Origin of the sequence: Pseudomonas sp. 5P_5.1_Bac1 (assembly GCF_025466015.1) — a bacterium.
Taxonomy (GTDB): Bacteria; Pseudomonadota; Gammaproteobacteria; order Pseudomonadales; family Pseudomonadaceae; genus Aquipseudomonas.
In genome coordinates this window covers 1-14791 of record NZ_JANLNX010000115.1, presented here as the reverse complement: position 1 = coordinate 14791, position 14791 = coordinate 1, and the positions used below count along the sequence as shown (strand labels likewise).

The window sequence follows — 14791 nt, the reverse complement described above, 5'->3', positions numbered from 1 at the left end:
GTTAAGCGTTTAAGCGGAAAGTTTTTTGGCAAGGTGCCAGCATTCTGTTCGACTAATCAGCAATAAATCTTGATATGTGTCAAGCCAGCTCGGGCAGGCTGAAAAAGCGCTGTGCACAGCGGGTCGTGTGGGCTGCCACCTGCTCCACGGACTCACCCCGATGGAGGGCAACTTCGCGCAACACTTCCGGGAGAAAGGCGGGTTCGTTGCGCCCGCTTTTCGGCTTCGGCCGCAGGCTGCGCGGCAGCAGGTAGGGCGCATCGCTTTCCAGCATCAGCCGGCCTTCGGGAATGCTGGCCACCAGTGGATGCAGGTGGGTGCCGCGGCGTTCGTCGCAGATCCAGCCGGTGATGCCGATGTGCAGGTCGAGGTCGAGGTAGCCGAACAGCGCCTCGCGCTCGCCGGTGAAGCAGTGCACCACGGCGGCGGTGAGGTGGTCGCGGTAGTCCTTGAGGATATGCAGCAGGCGCTCGCTGGCGTCGCGCTCATGCAGGAACACCGGCATCTGCAGTTCAACCGCCAGGGCCAACTGGTCTTCCAGGGCTTTTTCCTGTTGCGGGCGCGGCGAGAAATCGCGGTTGAAATCCAGCCCGCATTCTCCCACCGCCTGTATCCGCGGCTGCTCCAGCAAGTGGCGCAAGCGGCGCGGGCTGTCGGCGTCCCAGTGGCTGGCGTCGTGGGGGTGAACACCCGCGGTGGAAAACAGCCGCTGGCCGCTCTCGTCCAGCTGCTGGCACAGCTCCAGCGCCTCTTCGCTGCCCGCCAGGCTGGTGCCGGTCAGCAGCATTTGCCGCACGCCCGCAGCCTCGGCGCGCTCGAGAATGGCCTGGTGTTTGCCGGCGAAACTGGAGTTGGTCAGATTGACGCCGATGTCGATGAGTTGCATGGTGCTACCTCGGAATTTGCCGCAGATGGGCGCTGGTTGCGCCAAAAAATATCAATAAACACAAGAACTTCAATGAGTTGTCACGGTCTTTTGCGGTCAATTGTCATGGACCTGCTGCAGAGTATGACCCCCGACACCCCATCGCGGCCTGTTGCCGGAGCCCGGATGACGCGAGCGTTACTGATGATTCTGCTGTGTACCGGACTGCTGCTGCCAGGGTCGGCCAGCGCGCGCCTGCCCGGTCCGCCGCAGGTGGTCAGCAACGACAAGACCCGCGACCTGGCGCAGATCCGCGCCAGCCGCGAACTGCGGGTGCTGGTCAACCAGAGCCGCAACAGCTCCGGCGAGGTCAAGGGCCAGTCCTATGGCGTTGAATACCACCGCCTGCGCGCCTTCGAACATTACCTTAATGCCCGCGCCCGTGACGGCCAGGAACTGCGTCTGAAGTTGATTCCCAAGGCCAAGGACCAGTTGATCAGCGCCCTGCAGCGCGGCGAAGGCGATCTGGTGGCGCCGGGTGAGTTGCTCGATCCGGTGTCGATCCGTGGCGTCAGCTCCAGCGACCCGGTGATGACCCAGGTGCCGCTGGTGCTGGTGGGGCGCAAGGGCGAGCGGGTGTATGGCAAGGTCGAACAGCTTGCCGGCCGCAGCGTGGCACTGCCCAGTGGCAGCGCCGCCGGCGACACCCTGCACGAGATCAACCAGAAACTCGCCTTGCGCAAGCTGGCGCCGATCAAGGTGGAATGGATCGACCCGAGCCTGGCGGTCGAAGACGTGCTGGAGATGGTCCAGGCCGGGATCCTGCCGCTCACCGTGGTGGAGCAACCGATCGCCGAGCGCTGGAGCAAGGTCATGCCCAAGTTGCAGATCCAGCGCCGGGTCAGCCTGACCGCGCCGGAGAACATGCACTGGTACATGCGCCGCGACGCGGTGATGCTGCACGCCAGCGTCGACCGCTTCCTTCAGGAATACCGCGTGCCGGCGGACCAGGACGTGGCCTTCGAGCGCATCTACCGCCGTCTGTACAAGGTTCACTACCCGCTGGCCAAGGCCAACCGCCAGCGCCTCGACAACCTGCGTCCGGTCCTGCAGAAGCACGCCGAGGCGCAGAACCTCGACTGGCTCAATCTCGCCGCGCTGGCGTTCAAGGAGTCCTCGCTCAATCCCGCCGCCCGCGGTGCCGGTGGTGCCCACGGCCTGATGCAGATGACCCCGGGCGCCGCGCAGCGGGTCGGGGTCAGTGATATCAACAGCGTCGACGGCAATGTCCAGGCCAGCGCCCGCTACCTGGCGCTGATCCGCCGTAAGTTCTTTGCCAGCAACCAACTCAACGAGCGCGAGCGCATGGCCTTCGTGCTGGCGGCCTACAACCTTGGCCCCGAGCGGGTCCAGGCGATGCGCGCCGAGGCCCGCCGCCGCGGCCTCAATCACAACCAGTGGTTCTTCCAGGTGGAGCGGGTGGCCCTTGAGCAGGTAGGAATGGGGCCGGTCAGCTATGTTAATAGCGTCAACAAGTACTTCCTGGCCTTCGACCGGGAGCGGGAGGCGTTGGAGTCCTCCCGGACGCGCAAGGTGGCGAATCGAAAATAATCAAATTATTCGATTCTAATGATGGGTTAATTGCGATTTTCATATTGAGTAATATGATTATTATGGCGCCAACACCACATCACACCTTGTAAGGAATACAGCATGAACGCCCTCCACTCCGTAATGACCACCCGCGCTGGCTGGGGTATGACCGTCCTGCGCATCTTCGTCGGCATCATCTTCATGGCTCACGGTTCGCAGAAGCTGTTCGGCTGGTTTGGCGGCGGTGGTCTGGCGGGCACCGCTCAGTTCATGGAAAGCCTCGGCCTGACCCCCGGCACCCTGATGGCGGCCTTGTCCGGCGGCGCCGAATTCTTCGGCGGCCTGGCCCTGGTGATCGGCCTGCTGGCACGGCCGGCGGCGGTGGCGCTGATCGGCCTGTTGCTGGTGGCGATCTTCTCGGTACACATCCACAACGGCCTGTTCATGGCCAACAACGGCTACGAGTTCGCCCTGGCGCTGCTGGGTGGCGCGGTGGCGGTGTTGTTCGAAGGGGCAGGGCGGGCTTCGGTGGATGCGGCCATCTCCAAGAGTTGAAGGTTTGCCCGGGGGCCGAATTGCGGTCCCCGGGCAAGCTCGCTCCCACAAGCGATGCCCGGATGAGGCTGGCAGATGTAAGCCTTTTGCCATAAGTCGTGTTGACAGTCCGCCAGCCGCTTCTCTAGGATTCGCACTTGCGCCGATTTAAACAGCTACTTGCGGGGCGCGGGAGAGCCCTTCGAGGTGATCCGAATACCGCTAAAACGCTGGTTCGGTGATGCCTCCCACCGCAGCCCAGCGGGATCTGCGAGGCGGAGAATATGACTCCATGAGTTGCCCACGTTCCATTGTCTGTCTGACCCCCCTGTCTTCCAGCCAGTCGGCCCGCACCCCGCGCGTCCTGCTGATCGGTCCGCACCAACCCACCCTCGTTCGCCTCCTCGATGGCTGGCCTCGTCGCAAAGGCCGCGCTACCGCATTGTTGATCCAGTTCGTCGATAACGTTGCGTCCCTCGCCGACTACGCCAATGACCGTTTCGACCTCGCCGTGGTGCAGTCGCCAGCCCGCGAAGACGCCGCCGAAATGATCGGCCACCTGACCCGCATCGCCCGCCAAGGGCTGATTACCCGCGCCTGAGGTCGTTGCCGCGGCGGCGAAGCGTCACTGTGGATAGCTGATGCTGTTCACGTACCAGACCGCCTCGCCACTCGGCGTCTGCACCACCACCTCGTCGCCTTCTTCTTTCTTCAGGAGGGCGCGGGCCATGGGTGAGTCCACCGAGATGTAGTCGTTACGGCCATAGATCTCGTCATAGCCGACGATGCGGAATTTCATCTGCTCGCCGGCGTCGTTCTCGATCTCCACCCAGGCGCCGAAGAACACCTTGCCTTCCTGCTCTGCGCGGTAGTCCACCACTTTCACGTCTTCCAGGCGCTTGCGCAGATAGCGCACGCGGCGGTCGATTTCGCGCAGCAGTTTCTTGTTGTACTGGTAGTCGGCGTTTTCGCTGCGGTCGCCAAGGGAGGCGGCCCAGGTGACTTTCTGAGTGATTTCGGGGCGGTACACGCGCCAGAGGTGATCCAGCTCCGCCTTCAGCGCCTCGTGGCCTTTTCGGGTGATGATGTTGGTAGCCAATGCCTTCTCCTGGGCGGGCGATACGTCAGGCCGCAAAGAGTACCCGCCGAACCGGCAGCGGTACAGGCTGCCGGTGGCGGGCACGCAGGGCTCAGCCTTCGCGCAGCACCGTCAGCGGGCTGGCGTTGAGCGCGCGGCGGGTGCCGACCACGCCGGCACCGCCGACCAGCAGCGCGCCGGCCAGCGGCAGCAGGAGCAGCGACGGGTGCGGGCTCCAGTGCAGGTCGAAGGCGAAGCGGTAGAGCACCCAGGTAATCAGCTCGCAACCGATCGCCGCGAGCAGGCCGCTGGCCGCGCCGAGCAGGCCGAACTCGATCCGCCGCGCCTTGACCAACAAGGCCCGGCCTGCGCCGAGTGCACGAAGCAGGGCGCCCTGGCGGATGCGCTCGTCGAGGGTCGCCTGCAGGCCGGCGAACAACACCGCCAGCCCGGCCGCGAGCACAAACAGCAGCACGTACTGCACCGCCAGGGTGACCTGCGCGAGGATGCTGCGCAGTTGCTCCAGCAAGGCATCGACCGGAAGGATGGTGGTCGCCGGGAAGGCGCGGGACAGGGCCACCACTTGCTGGTCGTTACCCGGTGCGAGGTAGAAGCTGGTCAGGTAGGTGGTCGGCAGTCCCTGCAGGGTGCCGGGCTGGAAGATCATGTAGAAGTTCGGCTGGAAGCTGTCCCAGTTGACCGTGCGCAGGCTGCTGACCTGGGCCTCACGCTCCTCCCCGCCGATGACGAAGGTCAGGCGGTCGCCCAGTTTGAGCTTGAGGCTTTCCGCCAGCTCCGACTCCACCGACACGCCGGGCAGCGCGTCCGCCGCCGGTTGGCCCTGCCACCACTGTCCGGCGCTGAGGCTGTTGCTTTCGGGCAGGTCGGCTGCCCAGGTCAGGCTCAGGTCACGTTGCACTGCGCGGTCGCCGGTGGATTCCTTGCTGACGATCTGGTTCACCGCCTCGCCGTTGATTTGCGTCAGGCGGCCGGGGATCACCGGATAAAGCGGCGCGGCATGGCTGGAGAAGCCTTCCAGTTGGCTGGCGAAGCTGGCCTTGTCGTCCGGCAGGATATTCAGCACGAAATAGTTGGGCGCATCTTCGGGCAACTGGTTGTGCCAGGTGTCCAGCAACTCGATGCGCAGCAGGGTGATCAGGCCCATCGCCAACAGGATCAGGCCGAATGCCAGCGATTGGCCGGCCGCCGCCAGCGGGTGGCGCAGCAGTTGCCCGAGGCCCAGTCGCCAGGCCAGCGGTGCTCCGGCCAGCAAGCGGCGCAGGCTGCGCAAACCGAGCAGGAGCAGGCCGCCCAGCAACAGCGCGGCGATCAGGCCGCCACCGAGCAGGGCGAAGGTCAGCAGCAGGTCGAGGCTCAGGCGCCACATGATCAGGCCGAGGGCGAGGATCGCCGCGCCGTAGACCAGCCAACTGCTCGCCGGCACCGGCAGCAGATCGCGGCGCAGCACCCGCAGTGGCGGAACCCGGCCCAGCGCTGCGAGAGGGGGCAGGGCGAAGCCGGCGAGGGCGACCAGGCCGGTGGCGATCCCGGCCAGCGCCGGGGTGATGCCGCCGTCGGGAATCTCCGCCGGCAGCAGGCCGTCGAGCAGGGCGAACAAGCCCAATTGCGCCAGCCAGCCGAGCAGGGCGCCGGCCAGGGCGGCGAGGCTGCCGAGGATCGCCAGTTGCAGGCAGAACAGGCTCAGCGCCTGACGCCGCGACAGACCCAGGCAACGCAGCAGGGCGCTGGCATCGAAGCGTCGCACGGCGAAGCGGCTGGCGGACAGCGCCACGGCCACACCGGCCAGGAGCACCGCGACCAGGCTGGCCATGTTCAGGTAACGCTCGGCCTTGCCCAGGGCGCCGCCGACCTGCTGGTTGCCGTCGCGGGCGTCGCGGATGCGCTGGTTGGGCGCCAAGGTGGCTTCGAGCGCCTGGCGATAGTCGGCGAGTATCAGGTTGTCGCCGCGCCACAGCTCGCGGTAGGTCACCCGGCTGCCGGGCTGGACCACGCCGGTGGCGTCGAGGTCGGCGAGGTTGATCATCACCCGTGGGGTCAGGCTGTAGAAATTGCCGGCGCGGTCCGGTTCGTAGGTCAGCACCCGGCTCAGGCGCAGGGTTTTCATGCCGACGTCGATGCTGTCGCCGATCTTCAGGTCGAGGGCCGCCAGCAAGCGCGGCTCGGCCCAGGCTTCGCCGGAGGCCGGGCCGCCGCCTGTGGTTTCGGCGGCGTAAGGCTCGGGCGCGCTGCGCAGTTCGCCACGCAACGGATAGGCCGCGTCGGCGGCCTTGACGCTGGACAACTGGATACCGTTGTCGGTGGCGATCACGCTGGAGAATTCAACCACCCGCGCATGGGCCAGGCCCAGCGCTGTACCGCGCTCGATCTGCTCGGCGCTGGCCGGCGAGCTGCCTTGCAGCACCAGGTCGGCGCCGAGGAATTCGGTTGCGCGCAGCAACATGGCGCCGTTGAGGCGGGCGCCGAAGTAGCCGATGGCGGTGCTCGCCGCCACCGCGATCAGCAGGCCGAAGAACAGCACCCGCAGTTCACCGGCGCGGGCATCGCGCAGCAGTTGGCGTAGAGCAAGGTTGAACAGGCGCAGAAAGGACAGGCGTGCCATCTAGGGCTCCATCGGGCTGACCAGATGGCCGGCGTCCAGGCGGATCTGGCGGCGGCAGCGCCGGGCCAGGCGTTCGTCGTGGGTCACCAGCACCAGGGTGGTGCCGCGCTCCTTGTTCAGTTCGAACAGCAGGTCGCTGATGCGTTCACCGGTATGGCTGTCGAGGTTGCCGGTGGGCTCGTCGGCGAACAGCACATCCGGCTCGGCGGCGAAGGCCCGGGCGATCGCTACCCGTTGTTGCTCGCCGCCGGAGAGCTGGCGCGGCGAATGGCTCAGGCGCTGGCCCAGGCCGACCCGCTCGAGCAGGGTGCGGGCGTGCTCGCGGGCATCGCGGCGGCCTTCCAGCTCCAGCGGCAGCATGACGTTTTCCAGGGCGTTGAGGCTGTCGAGCAACTGGAACGACTGGAACACGAAACCGACGTGTTCGGCGCGCACCTTGGCGCGCTGGTCTTCGTCCAGCGGGCCGAGGTCGTGGCCGGCCAGGGTGACGGAGCCTGCGCTGGGCTGGTCGAGCCCGGCCAGCAGGCCGAGCAGGGTGGACTTGCCCGAGCCGGACGCGCCGACGATGGCGAGGCTGTCGCCTTCGTTGAGGTCCAGGGACAGTTCGTGGAGGATGGTGAGGTTGCCTTCCGCGCTGGGAACCACTTTGCTAAGGTTCCGCGCAGTGAGAATGCTGGGGCCCATGGAGAATCCGATGCGAGTGTGGTTATTGAGTGCTGGTCTGGCCTTGCTGTGCATGGCGCAGAGCGCAACGGCGGGTACGGTATTGATCGTCGGCGATAGTATCAGTGCCGCTTTTGGCCTGGATACCCGACAGGGCTGGGTCGCGCTGCTGGAACAGCGGCTCAGCAACGAGGGTTACAGCGACAAAGTGGTCAATGCCTCGATCAGTGGCGATACCAGTGCCGGAGGCCAGGCGCGGCTGCCGGCGCTGCTTGCAGCGCACAAACCGAGCCTGGTGGTGCTGGAACTGGGAGGCAATGACGGCCTGCGGGGACAGCTTCCTGCGCAATTGCAACAAAATCTTGCTTCGATGGTAGACCAGTCCCGCAAGGCTGGGGCCAAGGTCGTGCTGCTGGGCATGCAACTGCCGCCCAACTATGGCCAGCGTTACACCAAGGCCTTCGCTCAGGTCTATACCGACGTGGCTACCCAGAAAAACATCGCGCTGGTGCCGTTTTTCCTGGAGGGCGTCGGGGGTGTTCCCGAACTGATGCAGGCGGATGGCATCCATCCGGCGCAAGGGGGCCAGTCCAGGTTGCTGGAAAATGCCTGGCCGGCAATAAAACCGCTGCTTTGACGCTTTTATAGTGACCGGCTTTCGGCTAATGTTGCGCCCCCGATTTGGAGCCCCCGATGCCGCGTCCCGCCTGGTCCCTGTATGCCTATCAATTGATCGAACCTGACGAACAGCTCGATCTCTTCGCCTGCCAGGAAATCCGTGTGCATCTGGTCGCCCGTCAACTCGAACTGGCGGGCTCGGCCGACCGCACCCTGTGCGGCACCCTGCTACCGGCGCAGCCGCGCTGGTCGGGGGTGCCGAACACGATTTACCGTGATCGCCGCCTGTGCCCGTTGTGCCGGGCCATCCTCGAGGCCCAGCGCCGCGGTACGCGACCTGTCTGGCCGGAACTTTAAGCACCGCTCCGCCCTCTCACCATCCAGCGGCGATGCCTCCCGATTGTTTCGGCAGAGGTGTACAATTGCCGCCTTCACCCCGAATTTGCGAAGGATTTCCCGGATGTTGCCGCGCTTTCCCGCCGTCACCCGTTGCCTGTCCCTGGCCGCCCTGCTGTCGGCAGGTCCCGTTGCCGCGTTGGAGTTCCCACTGCCGCCACCTGGCGAAGACATCATTGGCCAGGTCCAGGTGATCAAGGCCAAGTACGAGGACACCTTCGCCGATATCGGCACGGCCAGTGACCTGGGCTACCTGGAAATGGTCGCGGCCAACCCGGGTGTCGACCCCTGGCTGCCGGGCGCCGGCACCGAGATCATCCTGCCGACCCGCTTCATCCTGCCGCCGGGCCCGCGCGAAGGCATCGTCATCAACCTCGCCGAGTACCGCCTGTACTACTTCCCGAAAGGGGAGAACGTGGTGCATACCTACCCGCTGGGTATCGGTCGTGAAGGCTGGGGTTCGCCCATCGCCCAGACCAAGGTGACGGCCAAGACGCCGAACCCGACCTGGACCCCGCCGGCCTCGATCAAGGCCGAGCACGCTGCTGACGGTGACCCCCTGCCGAACGTGGTGCCGGCCGGCCCGGACAACCCGCTAGGTCCGTTCAAGTTCACCCTGGGCGTGCCGGGCTACCTGATCCACGGCTCGAACAAGAAGTTCGGCATTGGCATGCGCACCAGCCACGGCTGCTTCCGCATGTTCAACAACAACGTGTTGGAACTGGCCAAGATGGCGCCAGTGGGTACACCAGTGCGGATCATCAACGAGCCGTACAAGTTCGGCATGAGTGGCGGCAAGGTTTACCTCGAGGCGCACACTCCGCTGGACGACAAGGGCGATCCGTCGGTGGTGGACAAGCACACCGCGGTGATCAACGCGCTGCTCAAGCGTGAAGACCTGGCCAAGAACGTGCAGATGAACTGGGACATGGTTCGCGATGTGGTCGCGACCGAAGACGGCATGCCGGTAGAAATTGCTGTACCGAACGGGGTAGGTGGCGAAGTGCCAATCATTTCCAGCGCACCTTACCAAGAGCAGTAAGTTTCATCGGTGTTACACCAAGGCCCGCCTTAATGGCGGGCCTTGTCGTTTGAGGGTGTTGTTATCTTGCCGGCAATAAAAAAGCCGACCCACAAGTGGGTCGGCTTCTAAATAACAACCCCGAAGGATTATTACTTGCGGCTGGCTTTTTCCAGCATACGCAGAGCGCGCTCGTTGGCTTCATCAGCAGTTTGCTGAGCCTTCTGAGCGGCAGCCAGAGCGTCGTCGGCTTTGCGATACGCTTCGTCAGCACGAGCTTGTGCACGAGCTGCTGCGTCTTCGGTAGCAGTCAGACGAGCTTCGGTTTCTTTGGAGACGCTGCTGCAACCGGTAGCCAGAACTGCGGCCAGAGCCAGAGCAGAGAATTTCAGAACGTTGTTCATCGTGTTCCCCTTCAAGGACTTTCTATTAAAGAGCCATCTCTCAACAAAGAGAAACTGGCCGGCGTACATAGTACCCATTACTTGTAGTAAGTAAACTGACTGAGCGCAAGAATTGGAAAAAAATTGCGCCGCGCTTGCTCTTGACAGTCAGGAGCCGCGAAAACCGTGCAATTGTTGCGTCTGGAGGCTGTAACGCATTCTTGTAAAAGTAGTTTTTCTTGAACTAATGGTGACTTTAAATGTCAGGTTGCGTCATAAGCACTAGATCATCCGGTTGCTGTTCTCAGGACGTTGCCCGCTGGCATCGTCGGCCGGTCTCAAGTGCGGAAATTTTCCGACCAGTACCTTGAGCATCCCCGCGTTGGGCGCCTACTATTTGTTACGTGCTCAGTTGCCCGAGAACGATCAGGCTCTTCTCGCTGTCCAACGGGGCACGGGGTGGCGTAGAGGTTCCTTCGCCGGACAAACATCGGTTAAGGTAGGGTTTTATTACAAGACCCGCGAGGAGTAGTGATGAGCGAGGCGTTGTCCATCCACCATGACCAAAAGGGTCATCAGTTCGAGACCAATGTGGACGGTCATCGTGCTTACCTGACTTACATGGACCTGGGTAAGCAGACTCTGGATATCTATCGCACCTTCGTGCCCAACGCCCTGCGTGGTCGCGGTATTGCCGCGGCATTGACCGAGCGGGCACTGGCCTACGCCGAAGAGTGTGGCTACACCGTCATTCCTTCCTGCTCTTATGTCGAACGTTACATGGAACGACACCACAAGCATTCTTCCAAGGCCTGACCTTTCCAGGCTTGCACCCTACAGACACGAAAACGCCGGGCAATTGCCCGGCGTTTTCGTTTGTGGCGTATATCAGCCGCGACGTTTCGGCAGCACGTCCTTGAGCTTGGTGCGCATGTTGCGCAGGGTAGTGGCGGTTGCGTCCCAGTCGATGCAGGCATCGGTCACGGAAACGCCGTACTGCAATTCGCAGAGGTCCTTCGGAATGGCCTGGGCGCCCCAGTTCAGGTGGCTCTCGACCATCAGGCCGATGATCGACTGGTTGCCTTCGAGGATCTGGTTGGCGACGTTCTCCATGACCAGCGGCTGCAGGGCCGGGTCTTTGTTGGAGTTGGCGTGGCTGCAGTCGACCATGATGTTCGGCTTGATCTTGGCCTTGTTCAGCGCCTGTTCGCACAGGGCGACGCTGACCGAGTCATAGTTCGGCTTGCCGTTGCCACCGCGCAGCACCACGTGGCCGTAGGCGTTGCCCTTGGTGGTGACGATGGAGACGCCGCCTTCCTGGTTGATGCCGAGGAAACGGTGCGGGCTGGAAACCGATTGCAGGGCGTTGATGGCCACGGTCAGGCCGCCGTCGGTGCCGTTCTTGAAACCGACTGCCGAAGACAGGCCGGAGGCCATTTCGCGGTGGGTCTGGGATTCGGTGGTACGGGCGCCGATGGCCGACCAGCTGATCAGGTCCTGCAGGTACTGCGGGGAGATCGGGTCGAGGGCTTCGGTGGCGGTGGGCAGGCCCATTTCCGCCAGGTCCAGCAGCAGTTGGCGACCGATGTGCAGGCCGTCCTGAATCTTGAAGGAGTCGTCCAGGTACGGGTCGTTGATCAGGCCTTTCCAGCCCACGGTGGTACGCGGCTTCTCGAAGTAGACGCGCATCACCAGATAAAGAGTGTCGGAGACTTCCGCAGCGAGAACCTTGAGGCGCTCGGCATATTCATGCGCGGCCTTGATGTCATGGATCGAGCAGGGGCCGACCACGACAAACAGGCGGTGATCCTTGCCGTCGAGGATATTGCGCACCACTTCACGGCCCGCGGTCACGGTCTGAAGCGCGGTGGCGCTGAGTGGAATCTCCTTCTTGAGCTGATCAGGCGTGATCAGGGTCTCGTTGGAGGCAACGTTTAGGTCGTCGATCGGTAAATCAGCCATCGTGTTACTCGTCAGGTCACGGATGCCGGCCGCCAGCGATCCCCGTGCGGCGGAGCAGCATGATTGAGCTCAGCGGGGAGCGGAACCTTAGCGCGTAAACCCTTGGCTCGACAATGGGCATGACCCCGTTTCCGGTGTGGGATGGGCCTTTGAAAGCGCCTTTTTACGACTAAAGTGGCTGGAGGGTGGCTGGACCTGCGATGGAAGGCATAATCGGCTGCGAATCGAATGTTTCACTGGGCCAGTGCGGCAGCCTGGCGCAGCGGAGGTAATGACAGGTAGCGGGGGCGAGGCATGAGCAAGGGGTTGGGCGACAAACTGGTAGTGGCGATTTCCTCACGGGCACTGTTCGATCTCAGTGAGAGTCACCGGCTGTACCTGGCCGAGGGCGTCGAGGCTTATCGCCAATACCAGATCGAGCATGAAGACGAATACCTTGAGCCAGGCGATGCTTTCCTGCTGGTGGAAAAGCTGCTGGGCCTCAATGCCGCCCTCGGCCAGCAAAGGGTCGAGGTGATACTGGTGTCGCGCAACAGCGCCGACACGGGCCTTCGGGTATTCAATTCCATCGAGCATTACGGCCTGGGTATTTCCCGCGCGGCGTTCGCCGGCGGGCGTAGTCCGTATCCTTATCTGGCGGCGTTTGGTTGCCATCTGTTCCTGTCCACCGATGCCGATGACGTGCGCAGCGCTCTGGAGGCCGGCTTCGCTGCTGCCACGATTCTTTCGGGTGGTGCCCGGCGGGATGCCATTACCGAGTTGCGGATCGCCTTCGACGGCGATGCCGTGCTGTTTTCCGATGAATCCGAGCGGGTCTATCAATCGGACGGCCTGGAAGCGTTCCAGGCCAGCGAGCGGCAATCGGCCCGCGATCCGTTGCGCGGCGGGCCGTTCAAGCCGTTCCTGGCGGCACTCAATCAATTGCAGCAAGAGTTTCCCAGTGGCGCCTGTCCGATCCGCACCGCGCTGGTCACCGCGCGCTCGGCGCCGGCGCACGAGCGGGTCATCCGCACCTTGCGCGAGTGGGATATCCGCCTCGATGAATCACTGTTTCTCGGCGGCCTGGACAAGTCGGCGTTCCTCGAAGCGTTCGCCGCGGATGTGTTCTTCGATGACCAGGCCGGGCACTGCGATCGGGCCAGTCGGGTTGTGGCCACAGGCCATGTTCCGCATGGCATCAGCAACGAACGCACGCCCGGCTGAGCCCCGCTGGACGGGGCCTGCGCATCAACAGGGCGCTGCTAAGCTGAAGCTTGCTCTGCCGTTTCGGCAGTCGGAGGAGGCTCAATGATCCGTTCGATGCTGTATGCCACGGACCTTGGTGTGTACGCGCCTTATGTCATGCAACACGCGCTGGCCCTGGCGCGGACTTTCAATGCGGAGCTCTATGTGATCCATGCCGTGGAGCCGATGGGGCAATTCGCCGAATCACTGCTGCAGAGTTACCTGGATGAACAAACCCTCGACCAATTGCACAGCCAGGGCGTGAACACCGTCATGGCCAATATCGAGCAGCGGGTGCTGGAAAACTTTCGCGAAGAGTTGGGGGATCAGGAAGATCTGGCGCTGATACGCGCGGTGCGGGTACGCCAAGGGGATCCGGCCCAGGTGATTCTCGAGCAGGCCCAGCGGCTGAGTGTCGATCTGCTCATTGTCGGCAGTCACACCCACGGGGCCGGGGTGGAGATTCCGATCGGGCGCACGGCGGTGCGCATTCTGCAGTTGTCCCCGGTGCCGGTGTACATGGTGCCCCTCGCCCAGCACCTCGGTCGCAGAAAGGTTTGAGGAATTTTCCGTGGTGCTTGTAAGAAAACTGATGAAATTGTTCTAGATTTATTCTCCTGACCACTAATATAGTTATAACTCGTCGCTGTTGCCGGTGACGCCCAGCATCTGAGGGATACCTATGAAGCTTCAACAATTGCGCTACATCTGGGAAGTGGCGCACCACGACCTCAACGTTTCCGCGACAGCGCAGAGCCTGTACACCTCCCAACCGGGGATCAGCAAGCAGATTCGCCTGTTGGAAGACGAGCTGGGCGTGGAAGTGTTTGCCCGTAGCGGCAAGCACCTGACCCGCGTGACCCCGGCGGGCGAACGCATCATCAATACCGCGGGCGAAATCCTGCGCAAGGTCGAGAGCATCAAGCAGATTGCCCAGGAATTCTCCAACGAGAAGAAGGGCACCCTGTCGATCGCCACCACCCACACCCAGGCGCGTTATGCGCTGCCGCCGGTGATCAGCTCGTTCATCAAGCAGTACCCGGAAGTTGCCCTGCACATGCATCAGGGTTCGCCGATGCAGATCGCCGAGATGGCTGCTGACGGCACCGTCGACTTCGCCATCGCCACCGAGGCGCTGGAGCTGTTCGGTGACCTGGTGATGATGCCGTGCTACCGCTGGAACCGTTGCGTGGTGGTCCCGCAAGGTCACCCGCTGACCAAGCTGCCGAAGCTGACCCTGGAAGTGCTGGCCGAATACCCGATCGTCACTTACGTATTCGGTTTCACTGGCCGTTCCAAACTGGACGAAGCCTTCAGTCACCGTGGCCTGACGCCGAAAGTGGTGTTCACCGCCGCCGACGCCGACGTCATCAAGACGTACGTGCGCCTCGGCCTGGGTGTCGGCATCGTCGCCAAGATGGCAGTGGATCCGAAACTGGACAGCGACCTGGTGGTTCTGGATGCCAGCGAACTGTTCGAATCCAGCATCACCAAGATCGGTTTCCGTCGCGGCACCTTCCTGCGCGGCTTCATGTGCGATTTCATCGAGAAGTTCGCGCCGCACCTGACCCGCGAAGTGATGGCCAAGGCGATCCAGTGCCACAACAAGCAGGAGCTGGAAGAGCTGTTCGAAGGCGTGGAACTACCTGTCCATTGATGGCAGCTCCAAGCGCTCAGCTATAAGTTGCAAGAGAAAAGCGGTCCGCATGCGGGCCGCTTTCTTTTTGGGCCTTTGAAAGCCGCAAAGAAAAAGCGGCCCTGATAAGGATAATTTCAGTCAGTTAGCGTTTCATACAGCCCTTCGCGAGCAAGCTCGCTCCTACACAAGGGGGGG

At 63.1% G+C, this 14791-nt stretch carries 16 protein-coding genes; 10 read left to right on the top strand and 6 right to left on the bottom strand.

The features are described from left to right. Positions 1-79 precede the first annotated feature (79 nt). Entirely contained in the window at positions 80-886 is an 807-nt protein-coding gene (locus NTD82_RS26495) for a TatD family hydrolase (protein WP_262130877.1), read from the bottom strand. Positions 887-1051: 165 nt separating this feature from the next. On the opposite strand from NTD82_RS26495, the gene NTD82_RS26490 reads away from it, so the two are divergent. From NTD82_RS26490 to NTD82_RS26480, 3 genes are all read left to right on the top strand, one after another. Continuing rightward, positions 1052-2476 carry a transglycosylase SLT domain-containing protein gene (locus NTD82_RS26490; protein ID WP_262130876.1) on the top strand — a complete coding sequence of 475 codons (1425 nt, stop codon included), beginning with the start codon at positions 1052-1054 and terminating at the stop codon, positions 2474-2476. 102 nt (positions 2477-2578) lie between these two features. Beyond that, a complete protein-coding gene (locus NTD82_RS26485; protein ID WP_095157814.1) occupies positions 2579-3013 on the top strand; it encodes a DoxX family protein in 435 nt (144 codons plus the stop codon). 271 nt (positions 3014-3284) lie between these two features. Then, positions 3285-3593: a hypothetical protein gene (locus NTD82_RS26480; protein ID WP_262130875.1), complete on the top strand. Its 309-nt coding sequence runs from the start codon at positions 3285-3287 to the stop codon at positions 3591-3593. 24 nt (positions 3594-3617) lie between these two features. Here the strand turns inward: NTD82_RS26480 and greB are convergent, their stop codons facing one another. The 3 genes from greB to NTD82_RS26465 form a co-directional block, all read right to left on the bottom strand. Continuing rightward, positions 3618-4091 carry a transcription elongation factor GreB gene (gene greB / locus NTD82_RS26475; protein WP_095157810.1) on the bottom strand — a complete coding sequence of 158 codons (474 nt, stop codon included), beginning with the start codon at positions 4089-4091 and terminating at the stop codon, positions 3618-3620. A 91-nt stretch (positions 4092-4182) separates the two neighbouring features. Continuing rightward, positions 4183-6690, bottom strand: coding sequence for an ABC transporter permease (locus NTD82_RS26470; RefSeq protein ID WP_262130874.1), 2508 nt, complete (start codon positions 6688-6690; stop codon positions 4183-4185). Further along, positions 6691-7374, bottom strand: coding sequence for an ABC transporter ATP-binding protein (locus NTD82_RS26465; protein ID WP_095157806.1), 684 nt, complete (start codon positions 7372-7374; stop codon positions 6691-6693). A 10-nt stretch (positions 7375-7384) separates the two neighbouring features. Here NTD82_RS26465 and NTD82_RS26460 point away from each other — a divergent pair, with 10 nt between their 5' ends. From NTD82_RS26460 to NTD82_RS26450, 3 genes are all read left to right on the top strand, one after another. Further along, entirely contained in the window at positions 7385-7990 is a 606-nt protein-coding gene (locus NTD82_RS26460; protein ID WP_175653746.1) for an arylesterase, read from the top strand. Positions 7991-8046: 56 nt separating this feature from the next. After that, positions 8047-8328 (top strand): hypothetical protein, encoded by a 282-nt coding sequence (locus NTD82_RS26455; protein WP_095157802.1) that lies wholly within the window; start codon positions 8047-8049, stop codon positions 8326-8328. A 103-nt stretch (positions 8329-8431) separates the two neighbouring features. Then, positions 8432-9409, top strand: coding sequence for a L,D-transpeptidase family protein (locus tag NTD82_RS26450; protein WP_095157800.1), 978 nt, complete (start codon positions 8432-8434; stop codon positions 9407-9409). 131 nt (positions 9410-9540) lie between these two features. Here the strand turns inward: NTD82_RS26450 and oprI are convergent, their stop codons facing one another. Then, entirely contained in the window at positions 9541-9792 is a 252-nt protein-coding gene (gene oprI / locus NTD82_RS26445) for an outer membrane lipoprotei OprI (protein WP_037058464.1), read from the bottom strand. Between the two features lie 513 nt (positions 9793-10305). Here oprI and NTD82_RS26440 point away from each other — a divergent pair. Further along, a complete protein-coding gene (locus NTD82_RS26440) occupies positions 10306-10587 on the top strand; it encodes a GNAT family N-acetyltransferase (RefSeq protein ID WP_095157798.1) in 282 nt (93 codons plus the stop codon). A 72-nt stretch (positions 10588-10659) separates the two neighbouring features. On the opposite strand, the gene NTD82_RS26435 is transcribed toward NTD82_RS26440, so the two are convergent. Further along, positions 10660-11733 carry a 3-deoxy-7-phosphoheptulonate synthase gene (locus tag NTD82_RS26435; protein ID WP_095157796.1) on the bottom strand — a complete coding sequence of 358 codons (1074 nt, stop codon included), beginning with the start codon at positions 11731-11733 and terminating at the stop codon, positions 10660-10662. A gap of 294 nt (positions 11734-12027) precedes the next feature. On the opposite strand from NTD82_RS26435, the gene NTD82_RS26430 reads away from it, so the two are divergent. The 3 genes from NTD82_RS26430 to cysB all read left to right on the top strand — a co-directional run bounded on the left by NTD82_RS26430 (position 12028) and on the right by cysB (position 14614). Continuing rightward, entirely contained in the window at positions 12028-12936 is a 909-nt protein-coding gene (locus NTD82_RS26430; RefSeq protein ID WP_262130873.1) for a 5'-nucleotidase, read from the top strand. 84 nt (positions 12937-13020) lie between these two features. Continuing rightward, the gene (locus NTD82_RS26425; RefSeq protein ID WP_095157792.1) at positions 13021-13518 is read left to right on the top strand and encodes a universal stress protein; all 498 of its coding nucleotides are present in this window, start codon (positions 13021-13023) and stop codon (positions 13516-13518) included. A 121-nt stretch (positions 13519-13639) separates the two neighbouring features. Further along, the gene (cysB, locus tag NTD82_RS26420) at positions 13640-14614 is read left to right on the top strand and encodes an HTH-type transcriptional regulator CysB (protein WP_009394496.1); all 975 of its coding nucleotides are present in this window, start codon (positions 13640-13642) and stop codon (positions 14612-14614) included. Positions 14615-14791 lie beyond the last annotated feature (177 nt).

What these genes read in the sequence shown, in the direction of transcription:
- NTD82_RS26495 (WP_262130877.1), bottom strand. Translation starts at nt 886, where the DNA reads ATGCAACTCATCGACATCGGCGTCAATCTGACCAACTCCAGTTTCGCC.
- NTD82_RS26490 (WP_262130876.1), top strand. Translation starts at nt 1,052, where the DNA reads ATGACGCGAGCGTTACTGATGATTCTGCTGTGTACCGGACTGCTGCTG.
- NTD82_RS26485 (WP_095157814.1), top strand. Translation starts at nt 2,579, where the DNA reads ATGAACGCCCTCCACTCCGTAATGACCACCCGCGCTGGCTGGGGTATG.
- NTD82_RS26480 (WP_262130875.1), top strand. Translation starts at nt 3,285, where the DNA reads ATGAGTTGCCCACGTTCCATTGTCTGTCTGACCCCCCTGTCTTCCAGC.
- NTD82_RS26470 (WP_262130874.1), bottom strand. Translation starts at nt 6,690, where the DNA reads ATGGCACGCCTGTCCTTTCTGCGCCTGTTCAACCTTGCTCTACGCCAA.
- NTD82_RS26465 (WP_095157806.1), bottom strand. Translation starts at nt 7,374, where the DNA reads ATGGGCCCCAGCATTCTCACTGCGCGGAACCTTAGCAAAGTGGTTCCC.
- NTD82_RS26460 (WP_175653746.1), top strand. Translation starts at nt 7,385, where the DNA reads ATGCGAGTGTGGTTATTGAGTGCTGGTCTGGCCTTGCTGTGCATGGCG.
- NTD82_RS26455 (WP_095157802.1), top strand. Translation starts at nt 8,047, where the DNA reads ATGCCGCGTCCCGCCTGGTCCCTGTATGCCTATCAATTGATCGAACCT.
- NTD82_RS26450 (WP_095157800.1), top strand. Translation starts at nt 8,432, where the DNA reads ATGTTGCCGCGCTTTCCCGCCGTCACCCGTTGCCTGTCCCTGGCCGCC.
- oprI (WP_037058464.1), bottom strand. Translation starts at nt 9,792, where the DNA reads ATGAACAACGTTCTGAAATTCTCTGCTCTGGCTCTGGCCGCAGTTCTG.
- NTD82_RS26440 (WP_095157798.1), top strand. Translation starts at nt 10,306, where the DNA reads ATGAGCGAGGCGTTGTCCATCCACCATGACCAAAAGGGTCATCAGTTC.
- NTD82_RS26435 (WP_095157796.1), bottom strand. Translation starts at nt 11,733, where the DNA reads ATGGCTGATTTACCGATCGACGACCTAAACGTTGCCTCCAACGAGACC.
- NTD82_RS26430 (WP_262130873.1), top strand. Translation starts at nt 12,028, where the DNA reads ATGAGCAAGGGGTTGGGCGACAAACTGGTAGTGGCGATTTCCTCACGG.
- NTD82_RS26425 (WP_095157792.1), top strand. Translation starts at nt 13,021, where the DNA reads ATGATCCGTTCGATGCTGTATGCCACGGACCTTGGTGTGTACGCGCCT.
- cysB (WP_009394496.1), top strand. Translation starts at nt 13,640, where the DNA reads ATGAAGCTTCAACAATTGCGCTACATCTGGGAAGTGGCGCACCACGAC.